15 protein-coding genes are annotated in these 13,874 nt (G+C 68.6%); 6 read left to right on the top strand and 9 right to left on the bottom strand.

All coding sequences use genetic code 11. The features are described 5' to 3' along the window. Positions 1–52: 52 nt before the first annotated feature. The 3 genes from sugE to ACMGDH_RS08465 all read left to right on the top strand — a co-directional run bounded on the left by sugE (position 53) and on the right by ACMGDH_RS08465 (position 2,851). The gene (gene sugE / locus ACMGDH_RS08475; RefSeq protein WP_436827509.1) at positions 53–373 is read left to right on the top strand and encodes a quaternary ammonium compound efflux SMR transporter SugE; all 321 of its coding nucleotides are present in this window, start codon (positions 53–55) and stop codon (positions 371–373) included. A gap of 83 nt (positions 374–456) precedes the next feature. Beyond that, a complete protein-coding gene (locus ACMGDH_RS08470) occupies positions 457–1,743 on the top strand; it encodes an MFS transporter (RefSeq protein ID WP_436827508.1) in 1,287 nt (428 codons plus the stop codon). A gap of 103 nt (positions 1,744–1,846) precedes the next feature. Next, the gene (locus ACMGDH_RS08465) at positions 1,847–2,851 is read left to right on the top strand and encodes a glucokinase (RefSeq protein ID WP_436827507.1); all 1,005 of its coding nucleotides are present in this window, start codon (positions 1,847–1,849) and stop codon (positions 2,849–2,851) included. 5 nt (positions 2,852–2,856) lie between these two features. On the opposite strand, the gene rsmD is transcribed toward ACMGDH_RS08465, so the two are convergent. Then, entirely contained in the window at positions 2,857–3,396 is a 540-nt protein-coding gene (rsmD, locus tag ACMGDH_RS08460) for a 16S rRNA (guanine(966)-N(2))-methyltransferase RsmD (protein ID WP_436827506.1), read from the bottom strand. Then, complete coding sequence (locus tag ACMGDH_RS08455; protein WP_436827505.1) at positions 3,396–4,568, bottom strand: pseudouridine synthase; 1,173 nt, start codon at positions 4,566–4,568, stop codon at positions 3,396–3,398. The genes rsmD and ACMGDH_RS08455 overlap by 1 nt, the downstream gene beginning before the upstream one ends. A 115-nt stretch (positions 4,569–4,683) precedes the next feature. Between ACMGDH_RS08455 and ACMGDH_RS08450 the strand changes: the two genes are divergently transcribed. After that, the gene (locus ACMGDH_RS08450) at positions 4,684–5,118 is read left to right on the top strand and encodes a response regulator (RefSeq protein ID WP_436827504.1); all 435 of its coding nucleotides are present in this window, start codon (positions 4,684–4,686) and stop codon (positions 5,116–5,118) included. 8 nt (positions 5,119–5,126) lie between these two features. Here the strand turns inward: ACMGDH_RS08450 and ACMGDH_RS08445 are convergent, their stop codons facing one another. Beyond that, positions 5,127–6,257, bottom strand: coding sequence for an aromatic ring-hydroxylating oxygenase subunit alpha (locus tag ACMGDH_RS08445; protein WP_436827503.1), 1,131 nt, complete (start codon positions 6,255–6,257; stop codon positions 5,127–5,129). Between the two features lie 57 nt (positions 6,258–6,314). On the opposite strand from ACMGDH_RS08445, the gene ACMGDH_RS08440 reads away from it, so the two are divergent. Next, positions 6,315–7,670, top strand: coding sequence for an AmpG family muropeptide MFS transporter (locus ACMGDH_RS08440; RefSeq protein ID WP_436827502.1), 1,356 nt, complete (start codon positions 6,315–6,317; stop codon positions 7,668–7,670). Then, positions 7,670–8,167, top strand: coding sequence for a DUF2939 domain-containing protein (locus ACMGDH_RS08435; protein WP_436827501.1), 498 nt, complete (start codon positions 7,670–7,672; stop codon positions 8,165–8,167). Before ACMGDH_RS08440 ends, ACMGDH_RS08435 begins: the two co-directional genes overlap by 1 nt. On the opposite strand, the gene ACMGDH_RS08430 is transcribed toward ACMGDH_RS08435, so the two are convergent. From ACMGDH_RS08430 to ACMGDH_RS08405, 6 genes are all read right to left on the bottom strand, one after another. Beyond that, a complete protein-coding gene (locus ACMGDH_RS08430; protein WP_436827500.1) occupies positions 8,164–8,589 on the bottom strand; it encodes a DUF6628 family protein in 426 nt (141 codons plus the stop codon). The genes ACMGDH_RS08435 and ACMGDH_RS08430 overlap by 4 nt on opposite strands. An 81-nt stretch (positions 8,590–8,670) precedes the next feature. Continuing rightward, positions 8,671–9,987, bottom strand: coding sequence for a bifunctional folylpolyglutamate synthase/dihydrofolate synthase (locus ACMGDH_RS08425; protein ID WP_436827499.1), 1,317 nt, complete (start codon positions 9,985–9,987; stop codon positions 8,671–8,673). A gap of 131 nt (positions 9,988–10,118) precedes the next feature. Further along, entirely contained in the window at positions 10,119–10,979 is an 861-nt protein-coding gene (accD, locus tag ACMGDH_RS08420; RefSeq protein ID WP_436827498.1) for an acetyl-CoA carboxylase, carboxyltransferase subunit beta, read from the bottom strand. After that, positions 10,976–11,794, bottom strand: a complete 819-nt coding sequence (trpA, locus tag ACMGDH_RS08415) for a tryptophan synthase subunit alpha (protein WP_436827497.1) — start codon at positions 11,792–11,794, stop codon at positions 10,976–10,978. Before trpA ends, accD begins: the two co-directional genes overlap by 4 nt. Positions 11,795–11,924: 130 nt before the next feature. After that, positions 11,925–13,157: a tryptophan synthase subunit beta gene (trpB, locus tag ACMGDH_RS08410; RefSeq protein WP_436827496.1), complete on the bottom strand. Its 1,233-nt coding sequence runs from the start codon at positions 13,155–13,157 to the stop codon at positions 11,925–11,927. Next, the gene (locus ACMGDH_RS08405) at positions 13,154–13,789 is read right to left on the bottom strand and encodes a phosphoribosylanthranilate isomerase (protein WP_436827495.1); all 636 of its coding nucleotides are present in this window, start codon (positions 13,787–13,789) and stop codon (positions 13,154–13,156) included. Before ACMGDH_RS08405 ends, trpB begins: the two co-directional genes overlap by 4 nt. Positions 13,790–13,874 lie beyond the last annotated feature (85 nt).

Below are 13,874 nucleotides of genomic sequence, written 5' to 3'. Positions count from 1 at the left end.
CCTTCAGCTATCAAGACCGGGACGGCCCGGCAGCTCGTTTATGGAGGCTGCTGTGGCGTGGATCATTCTTGTTATCGCTGGACTTTTCGAAGTGGTGTGGGCGGCTGCGATGAAGCAGTCGTATGGCTTTTCGCGCCTTTGGCCGAGCCTCATCACCGTCGTCGGGATGGTCGTGAGCTTCGGTCTGCTTTCGTGGTCGATGCGAACCCTCCCTCTCGGGACGGCCTATACCATCTGGACGGGCATCGGCGCTGTCGGGGCGTTCATCGTCGGCATCACGATTCTGGGCGAGGCGGTTACGGCGATGCGCGTGATTGCCGCATTGCTCATCGTGGGCGGGCTGGTGCTGATGAAGCTTTCCAGCCCCGTCTGATGAACCGAACCTCTCGAACGATTGCAGCGGCCATTCCGCTTGGCAGGTTTCCTCGCTAGGAGAGCGGCGGAGAGGGGACCTGAATGACCGCTGCAACCGCCGCATCTGCGCCTGCATCGCACCGCCGCATCCTGTTCGCGAGCCTGGTGGGCACTTCGGTCGAGTTCTACGATTTCTACATCTATGCGACCGCGGCGGCGCTGGTGTTCCCTTCGCTGTTCTTCGCCGGGATCGAGGAGGGATGGCGGCTGCTCTTCTCCTATGCGAGCTTCAGCGTCGCCTTTTTCGCGCGCCCGCTGGGCGGTGTGGTGTTCGGCCATTTCGGCGATCGCATGGGGCGCAAGACGACGCTGGTCGGATCGCTGATGCTGATGGGCATCTCGACGCTGCTGATCGCCTTCCTGCCCACCTATGCGATGGCCGGCGTGGTGGCGCCGGTGCTGCTGACGCTGCTGCGCTTCGGCCAGGGGTTGGGGTTGGGCGGCGAATGGGGCGGAGCGACGTTGCTCGCGGTGGAGAATGCGCCGAAGGGCTGGGCCTATCGCTACGGCAGCTTCCCGCCGCTGGGCGCGCCGGTGGGCTTCATCTTCGCCAACGGCTTCTTCCTGATCCTGGGCGCGCTGCTGAGCGAAGACCAGTTCCGCGAATGGGGATGGCGGCTGCCGTTCCTGGCGAGCGCGCTGCTGGTGGGGCTTGGCCTGTGGGTGCGCGTGCGGCTGACCGAGACGCCTGCCTTCGTCGCGGCGAGCGAAGCCGAGGCGCCGCCGCGCGTTCCCCTCGGCGAGCTGCTGCGCGGCCATTGGCTGCCGACGCTCGCCGGCACGGTGGGGACGATCGCCTGCTTCGCGCTCTTCTACATCTCGACGGTGTTCATCATCGGATATGGGACCAAGGCGCTCGGCTATGATCGCGAGGCGTTCCTGGGCGCGGAGCTGATCGCGATCCTGTTCATGGCCGCAGGGATCGGACTCGCTGGCTATCGCGCCGATCGCAGCACTGCGGCGCGGGTGCTTGCATTCGGCTGCGTGGTCACGGTCGTGGTGGGGCTGGCGATGCCCGCGCTGCTGGTGCCCGAAGCGCTGCCGCGGGTCTTCTTCTGGCTCGCCTTCGCGCTGTTCATCATGGGGTTCGTCTACGGCCCGCTCGGCGGGTGGCTGCCGAGCCTGTTTCCGGCGCGTGTGCGCTATACCGGCGTCTCAGTGACCTTCAACATAGGCGGGATTATCGGCGGCGGGCTGACTCCGCTGATCGCCGAGGGGCTGGTGCAGCAGGGCGGGCTGGTGCTGGTGGGCTATTATCTCGCCGGCGCGGGGCTGCTGAGCCTTGTCGGGCTCGCGCTGGTTTCGCGCAGGAACATGATCGCGAGCTGATCCCAGTGCGGCGGATTTCTGCCACTGACACCGGTTGCTAAGGGAAATTCAATCTCTCCGGCGCATCACCCCGGCGCAATCACTGGAAGGGTGGGAGAGGGGAATGGACAGTCGCAGGCTTGCGGTTGCGATCGACGATGCGGAGGTCCGCCTCGCCTGGATCGGGCCGAGCGGATTGGTGCAGCACGAGGTGCTGTGGCCGCTCGATCGATTTTCGACGCTGATCGAGGCGATGCTGCGCTTCGAAAGCGAGAGCGGGCAGCCGCTGTGGCAGGCGACTGCGGCGATCGCGATCTATGGCGCGACCTATGGCGAGTCGATCTCGCTGCATCGCGGGCGCTGGACGATCAGCCGCGCCGGGCTGGCCTCGATCCTGGGCAAGCCGCCGACGATCATCAACCATGTCGTGGCCAAGGGCTGGGCGGCGGTGGGCGGCATCGGCATGCAGCTCGCCCCGGTTTCGCGCCATGGCGGAAAGCCGGACTTCGCTGCGCGCAATCGCTGGCTGATCGTCAACATCGAACGCGGGGTGGGGCTCGCGGTGATCGATTCCGACGGCGAGGGCAATTTGCGCATCAGCGAGAGCGAGATGGGCCATTGCGGCTTCGCGCCCGCGACTGCGGTCGATCGGCGGCTGGCGGAGGCGCTCGCCCAGCCGCGCGTTCCGGTGACGCGGTGGGAGACGGTGCTGACCGTTCCGGTCGAGGCGCCGCTGTGGACGCAGCATTTTCCCGAGATCGCGCGGGCAGACCGGCTGGCGGTGCTTGCCGGCAACGTCGGCCGCTTCCTCACCGATGCGGTGACAGCGCATTGCGCCTGGGGCGGAGTGATGATCACCGGCAGGCGGATCGGCGAGATCGTCGGTGCGGGCCTGGAGGAGCAGTTCAACCGTGCGTTCGAGGATGGCGCGAAGTTCGGCCGCCCGATCCAGGCGGCGCCGCGCTGGCGGCTCACCGGTGCGGACCTGAGCTTCGCCGGATTGGCTGAGGCGCTGGCGCGCAGCGCGGGCAAGGAAACGGTCGCGAGCATTCCGGTTGTCGCCGCGCAGCCAGTGGAGGCCCCGCGCCTCGATCCGCGGCCGATGACGGCGGCATTGTTACCCCGCTGAGCGAGTCAGGCGGCGCGGAGGAGCGTCAGCCGGGCCTTGCCGTGGACGCGGCTGACGTCGACCTCGAAGCCCGCGGGTTCGAGGGTCTCGTCGCGCGCAGTCTCGATGCTGATCCAGGTGCCGGGACCGGTCCAGCCGAGCCGTGCCAGCTTGTCGAGTGCGACTGCGCCCGCCCCGGTGCCATAGGGCGGGTCCATCAGGATCAGGTCGAGTGGCTTTGGCGCCGGGCCCAATACCAGCACCGAGCCGGGGCGGACATCGGCATTCTTCGCGCCGAGCCTGGCGATATTGGCCTTGAGCGCATCGAGCGCGGTCCGGTCCTGCTCGACGAACAGGCACGAGCCGGCGCCGCGCGACAGTGCCTCGAGCCCGAGCGCGCCCGAGCCGGCGAAAAGATCGGCGACGGCGAGCCCTTCGAAGCTGCCGAGCCGCGACGCGAGCATCGAGAAGAGCGCCTCGCGCGTGCGATCGGCGGTGGGGCGGGTGGTATCCCCCTTGGGCGCGACGAGCGGGCGGCCGCGCCATTCGCCGGCGATGATGCGCATTACTTCCGCGTCCTCGGCGGGCGTGCCGGCCGCGAGGGCTTGCCGCGGCCGTCTGCCGGACCGTGCGGCGGCCGGGGCGTGCGCGGCCGATCGACGAGATCGCCTTCGCGCGGACCCTGTACGTCGCGGTGCGCCTTGGCGCGCGCCGCCCGGGCCGGGTTGACCGGCTTGAGCGTGTCACGGCCCGTGCCGCGCGCCTCGCGCCGGCCCTTGCTTTCCACGGGAGCGGGATCGGCGCGCTTCGCCGCGGGCGTGGCGCGGGCGGTGAAGCTCGGTCGCTTCGGTTCGGCGGGAGCGGGTTTGACCGGGGCCCGGCGCATGCGGCGATCGGGCTCCTCGACCGGCTTGGCCTTGGGCGGTGGCGCCACAGCGCGCTCGCGCACGGCGAACTGCAGGTTCGACGCGGCCTTGCCGCCGCCGGGCTTGGACAGCACGGTGCGGAAGGTGACCAGATCGTGCTGGCGGATCTCGTCGACGTCGCCAGGTGGCAGATCGCCGAGCCAGAAGGGGCCGTAGCGCGTGCGGATCAGCCGGTTCACTTCGAGCCCGAGATATTCGAGCACGCGGCGGACCTCACGGTTTTTGCCCTCGGTCAGCGTCAGCTCGATCCACACGTTGGCGCCGGTGCGGCGCTCGATGTTGGCGTCGATCGGGCCGTAGCGGACGCCTTCGATCTCGACGCCGAGCATCAGCTCCTCGAGCTGGGGCTGGCTGACCTGGCCATAGGCGCGGGCGCGGTAGCTGCGCTCGACTCCAGTGGCGGGTAGCTCGAGCTCGCGCTTGAGCTCGCCGTCGGTGGTGAGCAGCAGCAGCCCCTCCGTGCTCAAGTCGAGCCGGCCGACCGGCATCACCCGCGGCAGACCCTGCGGCAGGCGATCGTAGATCGTCGGGCGGCCCTTCGGATCGCGCTCGGTGGTGAGCAGGCCGGCGGGCTTGTGATAGCGGAACAGCCGGGCGGGCGCGGGGGCGGCAACGGGATTGCCGTCCACAGTTACGCCGTGGAGCGAGGTAAGCAGGGTCGCGGGGGTATCGAGGACTCTGCCGTCGAGCGCGATGCGCCCCTCGGCGATCATCCGCTCGATCTCGCGGCGTGACGCGATTCCGGCACGGGCGAGCAGCTTTGCGATGCGCTGGGCCTCGCGCGCGGGCTTGGAGGGGTTGGAGGTGGGCACCGCGGCGATATAGCGATTATGCCCCGGGGGGCAAAAATTATTGCGCGCCTGAAGGGGTTTCGCGCGTTAGGGCGAAAAACAGGGGAGCGAGCGGCTTCCCGGGAGAGGCGAGCGGATGCTTTTCGGACGAAAGAAGCGGTGGATACAGCGCGTGCTCGTAGTCGAGGACGAACCGCTGATCGCGTTCGACACCGAGCATTTCCTGCATTCCGAAGGCTTCGAGATCGTTGCGACAGTGGATTCGGTGGCGGAGGCGCTACGCGTGATCGAAGGGGAGGGCCCAGTCGATCTGGTGCTGGTCGACGTCGACCTGGCCGACGGAAGCGGCGTGACGGTGGCGCAGGCGGCACGGGCACGCGACATCCGTGTGCTGTTCGTGACGGGCGACTGCCCGGGCGACGCGCGTGCGTTCGCCGTGGGCTGCCTAGCCAAACCCTATCTCCAGCGCGACCTGCTCGCGGCGATAACGGCGATCGAGGCAGTGATCGAAGGCAAGCGGCCGCGCAAGCTGCCCGGCAGCTTCAGCCTGTTCGGTGGCGCACCGGCCTGAGCCGTCGTTCAGCGCAGATGCGCCTCGACGGCATCGTGGAACTGGCGGATGCCGAGCTCGAGCCTGCCGAGCGTCACCCGCTCGATCGCGCCTGAGGCGAGGCCTTGCTGGCCGAGCTCGCAGGCGCGGAAATCCTCGGCCGCGAACACGCCGCCGTCGAGCAGCTCCCAGCTCTTTTCCCAATGCGCGAGTGCCTTTCCGGTCGCAGGCGCTTCCGGGATCAGCATGAAATCCTCGACAAGCACGCGGTCGGTTGTCTGGGGCATGAGCACCATCAGGTTGATGTAGTCGGGGCTGACGACGAGCACGGTACCCGGAAACATCTGGTAGGTGTAGGTGATCGCCGCCCGCAGCGTCGCCCAGTCTCCGGACGAGAGCGCCGCAAGCGCGGCTTCGCGGCCCACCGCCGATCGCTGGTGCGGGCCGATCGCATCCGCGGTCGAGATGCCGTCCTTGAAGAAAGGCGCGATCGTGCCGGCGTGGAGGCGCTGGATGTGATAGCCCTCCAGAAAGGCATCCATGATCAGCTTCCAGTTGGCGCGCACGTCGTGCGTGCGGCGGCGGAAGAGATGTTGGCCGGCGAGGTCGAAGGCTTCGAAGTCCTGCGCGAGCGTGTCGGCTTCGGCGAAGTCGGCGCTTTCGTCGAAGGCGAACCAGATCAGCCCGCCGGCTTCGTGCGTGGGCAGGCGGCGGAGGCCGTATTCGGACTTGTCGAGCCCGGGAAAGCTGTCCGGCCGCGGAAGGCCGAGGAGGTGACCGTCGAGCGCGTAGCTCCAGGCGTGATAGGGGCAGACGAGGCGCGGCCCCTTCACGGCCTGGCAGCCCTCAACCAGCCGGGTGCCCCGGTGCCGGCAGACGTTGAGGAAGACGTGCGCCTGGCCATGCCGGTCGCGCGCGATCAGCAGCGGCTTGCCGAAGCCGTCGTGCGGCACGGCCATATTGGGCTCGGGGAGCAGCGCGGAGGGAGCGATCACCAGCGGTGCGCGGCCGAAGATCCGCGCCTGCTCGGCGGCATAGCGTTCAGGACTGGTGTAGGCGGCGGCCTCCACATGCGCGATGGCGCCTTCGCCCCGCGATCCGCCGCGGGCGAGCGCTTCGGCCAGCGCGAGCTGGCCCTCGGTCGGCGTGCGCGCGTTCATCCTTCCTCTCCGCAACTTTTCGGCTAGTGTCGCGCGAAGCACGAGCGGGAGCAAGGGATGGCGGCGGAAGGAACCTTGGCAGAAGGGACGCGGGGCGGATTCGTCGCGACGATGGCGCCCTATTTCCGCCCGCGGCCGATCGCGGCGCTGCTGCTCGGTATCTCGAGCGGCTTTCCGCTCGCGCTGCTGCTCGGCACGATGACCTTCTGGCTCGCCAAGGTGGGAATCGAGAAACGGACGATCGGCTTCGCGATCGGACTGACCACGCCCTACACGCTCAAATTCCTATGGGCGCCGCTGGTGGACCGGCTGCGGCTGCCGGTGCTGACCGGCCTGTTCGGGCAGCGACGCGCCTGGCTGTTCCTCGTCCAGGCGCTGCTCTTCGCATCAGTGTGGATGCTCGGCGCGAGCCAGCCTGAGCTGCACCTGGGCGTATTCGCCTTCTGGGCGATCACGACTGCGTTCCTGGGGGCCACGCAGGACATCATCATCGACGCCTATCGCATCGAAATCCTGCCCGAGGATGAGCTGGCGCACGGCACGGCCAACAATCAGTTCGGCTATCGCCTCGGCGCATTTTTCGCCGGCGTGGGGACGATCGCGATCGCTTCGTCCGAAGGGCTCGGGCTCGGATGGGCGATGGCCTATGGGCTCACCGGCTTCTGCGTGCTGCCGGGGGCGCTCGCGGCGCTCTGGGCGGGCAAGGGGCTGCACGATCAGGTGATCCGCAACGAGCAGTGGCAAGGCGTCGGGCGCTGGCTGGAGACGACGCTGGTCGGCCCGTTCCGCGAGTTCCTGCAGCGCCACGGCGCGGCGCTGATCCTGCTCTTCGTGCTGGTCTACAAGCTGGGCGACGCGATGGGGCAGGCGATGCTCAATCCGATGATCGTCGAGCTCGGCTTCTCCGACACCGAATTCATCGCGATCAACAAGGTGATCGGCTTCTGGGGCCTGATCGTGGGCACGGCGCTATCGGCGCCGCTGCTCGCCTGGCTGGGGATGGGCCGTGCGTTGTTTGTGTCCGGCGCGCTGATGATGGTGAGCAATCTCACCTTCGCGGTGCTCGCGAGCCAGGGCCATTCGACGCTGTGGCTCACGATCGCGGTCGCAACCGAGCAGGTGACGAGCGGCCTGGGCCTGACGATCTTCGTGACCTACCTCTCGGGGCTTTCGAGCCTGGCCTACACCGCGACTCAGTTCGCGCTGCTCTCGTCGCTGGCGGGCGTAGGCCGAACCTGGCTGTCGAGCCCGGCGGGCATTCTGGCCGAGCAGCTCGGCTGGGTGGGCTTCTGGGTGATGACCGCGGTGGTGGCGATCCCGGGCATGCTGCTGCTCTGGGTGCTGTGGAAGAAGGGCTTCGTCGTCGAGAGCGTGCGCAAGGCGCGTGCAGTTGCCGAGGAGCCGGCGCGCTGATGCGCCGCTGGCTTGGCATCCTGCTGCTGCTCGCGGTCGTTGCTGCAGGGAGCTGGCTCTGGGGTTCGCCTTATCTGGCGGTGCGGGCGATGGAGAGGGCAGCCGAGGCTCGCGACGCCGAGGCGCTGTCGGCGTACGTCGATTATCCGGCGGTGCGCCAGAGCATGAAGAGCCAGCTTCGCGAGCGCTTCGCGTCGCAGGCAGGTGTCGGCGGAGACACTGCGCTCGGCGCACTGGTGGCGACCGGGCTTGCCGACGGCCTCATCGACGCCGGCATCACGCCTGAGGGCATTCGTGCGATCTTCGCGGCGGGCGCAGTCGACGCCGCGCGCGATCGCCCCGCGGTGCTGGATGCGCGCAAGATGGAACTGCGGCGCGATTCGCTCGGCCGCTTTCGTCTGGTGCGTGGTGAGGGGCAGGGCGGGGCGCTGCTCTTCGCGCTGCGCGGAATCGAGTGGAAGTTGGTCGGGATCGAGCTGCCGCCCGAGCGGGACTAGTCGAGCGGGAGCGCCAGATCGGCGAACGCTGCGGAGAGCGCGCGTGCCGTGGCGGCGACGCTGCGCGCGTCGCGGATGCCCAGCAGATCGGCAAGCAGCATCTCCGCCGCCACGGGATTGTCGTGCGCTCGGCCGATCACCTGGAGCAGGGTCGCCTCGGCACGGGTCATCCGCGAGCAGCACCACGGCGCGATCTGGATCGGCCCCGCAGCTGCCGCAGACATCTCCGCCATCAGCGCGCGCAACAGCACGAGCGGGCGCTGGAAACCCTTTCCGAACGCCGTCACGAACGCGTGCGCCGCACAGGCATCATGAAGTCCGTTCGCGCCCATCTGCCGGATGCCGAACAGCAGCAGCCGCGCGCCGGCATCGTCGGGCTGGAGCGCAGGAAGCGCGGCGGCAAGGATCTTGGCATTGGACATGGACGACTCCCGCAACAGTGACGGAGAGAAGTCTTGCGGGTTCGCTATTGCGAGTCAATCGCAATATATCGGATCACCTCGTCAGTCGGGCAACTCGCCGTTCGCCTCCAGCACCGTACCGGCGAGATAGAGCGAGCCGCAGACGAGCACCACCGGAGGATCGGCGGCGTGCGACCTGGCAGCGATCGCCACCAGCGCGGCGAGAACATCGGGGGCCTCGCGGCCGATCGCGCCCGCCAGTTGCGCGAGATGGGCCGGAGCGTGGAAGCCGTGGCCGGGCACGGGAACGCCGGTGAGGCTCCGTGCGAGCGGTGCCAGGCGCGCGATCATTGCGCCGGCATCCTTGTTGTCGAGCATGCCGAGGACGACGTGGAGCGGCCTCGAACCCGCGAGCCCGGCGATCGCGGCGGCAACTGCATCGGCGGCATTGGCGTTGTGGCCGCCGTCCAGCCAGATTTCGCTACCGGGCGGCAGCAGGTGCACTAGCGGGCCAGGATCAAGCCGCTGCATTCGCGCCGGCCAGCGCGCGGCGCTGGCCGCATCGGAAATCGCGGCATCGGAAATCGCAAGTGCACGCTGATGGCGCAGCATCGCAACGGCGAGGGCGAGATTGGCGGGCTGATGCGAGCCGTGGAGCGCGGGCAGCGGCGTGACGAGCTCGCCTGCGGAATCGCGGTATTCGAGCCGGTCGCCCTTGACCTCGAAATGCCAAGCCTGATCCTGCACGAAGAGCGGCGCGCCTGCTGATTGAGCGGCCTGAGCCACGACCGCGGCGATGGGCCCAGGGTAGCGCATCGTGACGAGCGGCACGCCGGGCTTGGCGATACCCGCCTTTTCGGCGGCGATCGCTTCCAGGCTGTCACCCAGGAACGCCTGGTGATCGATGCCGAGCTGGGCGATCCCGGTAGCCGCAGGAGACGAGATGACATTGGTCGCGTCGAGCCGGCCGCCGAGCCCGACTTCGACCACACAGGCGTCCGCCGGGGTGCGCGCGAAGGCGAGGAGGGCGGCGGCGGTTGTGACTTCGAAGAAGCTCGCGCCAATGTCTCCGCCTGCATCGAGCACTTCTTCGAGCAACACGGCGAGCTGCGCGTCGTCGATCAGCTGCCCGGCGAGGCGTATCCGTTCGTTGAAGCGGACCAGGTGCGGGCTCGAATAGACGTGCGCGCGGAGCCCCGCGGCCTCGATCGCGGCGCGGAGGAAGGCGCAGGTCGAGCCCTTGCCGTTGGTGCCGGCGACGTGGAGCACGGGCGGCAGGCGAAGGTGCGGGTCGCCGACGCGCGCGAGCAGGCGGGTGATGCGCTCGAGCCCGAGGATGTCGGCGCCGGGCGAGAGCGCGGCGAGCCGGTCCAGCTGGCGCTGGACGGTGGGGCTGGTGGAGGTGGCGAAATCGGGCATGGGAAACTAAGCCCCTCCCGCTTGCGGGAGGGGTCGGGGTGGGCCCCCGCTCTCCACAAGCGGCTTGCTTGATACAGGCCGGGCGCCCACCCCCCGGCCCCCTCCCGCTAGCGGGAGGGGGAGAAGAAGCCTCACGCCGCCTTCTTCTCCGCGCACAGCAGGCCGATGAGCTGGCCGAGGGTCTCGCGGAGCTCCTTACGGTGCGTGACCATGTCCACCAGGCCGTGGTCGCGATAATATTCGCTGGTCTGGAAATCGTCGGGCAGCTTTTCGCGGATCGTGTTCTCGATCACGCGCCGGCCGGTGAAGGCGAGGGTCGCGCGCGGCTCGGCAATCTGGACGTCGCCGAGCATCGCATAGGCGGCCATCACGCCACCCGAAGTCGGATCGGTGAGCACGACGATGTACGGCAGCCCGGCGTCGTGGAGCATCTCGATCGCGACGGTGGTGCGCGGCATCTGCATCAGGCTCAATATGCCCTCCTGCATGCGTGCGCCGCCCGATGCGGTGAAGACGCAAAAGGGCGCATGCGCCGCTATCGCCGCCTCGACTCCGGCGATGAACGCCTCGCCGACGGCCTGGCCCATCGATCCGCCCATGAAGGCGAAGTCCTGGACGCCGATCACCGCGGTGCGGCCGAGGATCGTACCGCGCGCGTTGAGGAAGGCATCGGGCTCGCCGGTCGCAGCGCGCGCGGCCTTGAGCCGGGCGGGGTAGGGCTTCTGGTCGCGAAACTTGAGCGGGTCATCTACGACCCGCGGGCTGGTCAGGACGGTGTAGCTGCCCTCGTCGAACAGATACTGGAAGCGCAGCGCCGGGCCGATCCGCTCGTGATGCTCGCAATGCGGGCAGACGTGGAGGTTCTCCTCCAGCTCCTTGGTGAACACCATCGTCCCGCATCCCTTGCACTTGTGCCAGAGGTTGTCGGGGGTTTCGTTGGTCCGAGTAGTGACATAGGCGAGGGCGTTGCGGACGCGGCTGATCCAGCTCATGCCCAATTCTCCTTCACAAAAGCATCCTTGCGGGCGGCGGTCAGCGCCGCGGAAAGGGATTGGATATAGGCGCGGACGTGGGCGGGCGCTTGCGTGCCGTGCTTGCCGACCAGGTCCACGATTGCCGAACCGACCACCACGCCATCGGCGACGCGGCCGATCGCGGCGGCCTGCTCGGGCGTGCGCACGCCGAAACCGACTGCAACGGGGAGGTCGGTCGCGGCCTTGAGCCGGGCGACGGCGTCCTCGATCGAAGCCTGCGCGGCCTGCTGGAGGCCGGTGATGCCGGCGACCGAGACATAGTAGAGGAAGCCCGACGCCCCTTCGAGCACGGCGGGCAGGCGGGCGGCGTCGGTGGTGGGGGTGGCGAGGCGGATGACGTCGAGACCGTTCGCACGGAAAGGGGCGAGTTCCTCGTCTTCCTCGGAGGGGATGTCGACGCAGATGATGCCGTTCACGCCTGCCTCGGCGGCTTTTGCCGCGAAGGCCGCGGGTGTCGGGCGCGTCATCGTATTGGCATAGCCCATCAATACCAGCGGCACGTGCGGGTGGCGCTGGCGGAAGGCAGCGGCGATCGCGAGCACGTCGGCGGTGCGCGTGCCGGCGCCGAGGCTGCGCAGGTTCGCCGCCTGGATCGCGGGGCCGTCGGCCATCGGATCGGTGAACGGCATGCCGAGCTCGATCACGTCGGCACCGCCGGCGACGAGCGCATCGAGGATTGCGGCGGTGGGGCCGTCGCCTGCGGTGATGAAGGTGACGAGTGCGGCGCGGCCCTCAGAGGCCGCATGCGCAAAGGCTACGGACAAGCGGCTCATCGCTCCCCCTCCCGCGAGCGGGAGGGGGCTGGGAGGTGGGCGCCCGGCATCCTCCCAGCGATCGACATGTGGAGAGCGGGCGCCCACCCCCGGCCCCTCTCGCAAGCGGGAGGGGAGAGATATAGCGCGCTCACAGCTCCACCCCCAGCGCTTCGGCGACCGTGAAGATGTCCTTGTCGCCGCGGCCGGAGACGTTGACGACGATGATCTGATCCTGCCGTATTTCCCGTGCCTTGGCAGGCACAGCTGCGAGTGCGTGCGAGCTTTCGAGTGCCGGGATGATCCCCTCCAGCCGGCAGCAGAGCTGGAAAGCTTCGAGCGCCTGTGTGTCGGTGATCGGCACATATTCCACGCGGCCGCTCTCGTGGAGCCAGCTATGCTCGGGGCCGATACCCGGATAGTCGAGCCCCGCCGAGATCGAATGTGCCTCGGTGATCTGGCCGTCCTCGTCCTGGAGCAGATAGGTGCGGTTGCCATGGAGAATCCCGGGCGCGCCGCCGGTGAGGCTCGCGGCATGCTCGCCGGTGTCGATACCCTTGCCCGCTGCCTCGACGCCGATCATCGCGACGTCAGGATCGTCTAGGAAGGGGTGGAACAGCCCGATCGCGTTCGATCCGCCGCCGACCGCGGCGATCAGCAGGTCGGGGAGACGGCCCTCTGCTTTCAGGATCTGCGCGCGCGTCTCGGTGCCGATCACGCTCTGGAAGTCACGGACGAGCTCGGGATAAGGGTGCGGGCCCGCGGCGGTACCAATGATGTAGAAAGTGTCGTGGACGTTGGCGACCCAGTCACGCAGCGCCTCGTTCATCGCGTCCTTGAGCGTCTGGGCGCCCGAAGTGACCGGATGCACCTCGGCGCCGAGCAGCTTCATGCGGAAGACGTTGGGCTTCTGCCGCTCGACGTCCTTGGCGCCCATGAAGATCGTGCAGGGCAGGCCGAAGCGCGCGGCGACGGTGGCGGTGGCGACGCCGTGCTGGCCCGCGCCGGTCTCGGCGATGATCCGCGTCTTGCCCATGCGGCGGGCGAGCAGGATCTGGCCGATGCAGTTGTTGATCTTGTGTGCGCCGGTGTGGTTCAGTTCCTCGCGCTTGAAGTAGATTTTGGCGCCATGCCCTGCGGGCGCGCTCTCGCGCAGTGCCTCGGTCAGCCGCTCGGCATAATAAAGCGGGCTGGGGCGGCCGACATAATGTTCGAGCAGATCGTCGAACTCCGCCTGGAAGGCGGGATCGGCCTTGGCCGCGCGATATTCGCGCTCGAGGTCGAGGATCAGCGGCATCAGCGTCTCGGCGACGAAGCGGCCGCCGAACTGGCCGAAATGCCCACGCTCGTCAGGCTGGGCGCGGAGGGAGTTTGGCACGGTCATAAGAGGCTCACCGCCTTAAGGAATGCGGCGATCTTGTCCACATCCTTGATGCCCGGCGCCGACTCCACCCCCGACGAGACATCGACCATCGTCGCGCCTGTGACGCGGATCGCCTCCGGGACATTGGCCGGATCTAGCCCGCCGGAAAGCGCCCAGGGGAGCGGGTGTCGGTGGGCCTGGAGCAGCGTCCAGTCGAAGCGCAGCCCCATGCCCCCGGGCAGCGCTGCGCCCTCTGGAGTCTTTGCATCGTAGAGGATGCGGTCGGCCGCACCCGCAAAGCTCGCGGCGGCGGCGAGATCGGCGCGCGTCTTGACCGGCACCGCGGCCCAGACCTCGCGTCCGGTGCGCGCCCGGATTACAGCGATGCGCTCGGGCGCGGTCTTGTGGAGCTGGACGGCATCGAGCCGCGCGGCGGCGATCGCCGCGTCGAGCAGCGCGTCGTCGGGATCGACGAACACGCCGACCTTGCGGACAATATCCGGCACACGCTCCGCCAGTCCTGCAGCTCGATCGAAGCCCAGGCTTCGCGGTGAGGGCGGGAAGAAGACGAAACCCACCTGCGCTGCGCCGTGGCGAACGGCGGCATCGAGCGTTTCCGGCGTCGAAAGGCCGCAGATCTTGGCACTGACCATCGCGTCGCGCTTAGCGTGGCGAGCGACAGGACGATAGGGGTGTGCGACCGGTGCGCTTGCCGATAACGTCTCCAGGAAGGTAACC

It is taken from the genome of Sphingomonas radicis (genome assembly GCF_051400635.1).
Lineage (GTDB): Bacteria > Pseudomonadota > Alphaproteobacteria > Sphingomonadales > Sphingomonadaceae > Sphingomonas.
The sequence above is the reverse complement of the archived record's forward strand: the minus strand, read 5'-3'. Positions and strand labels throughout refer to the sequence as shown.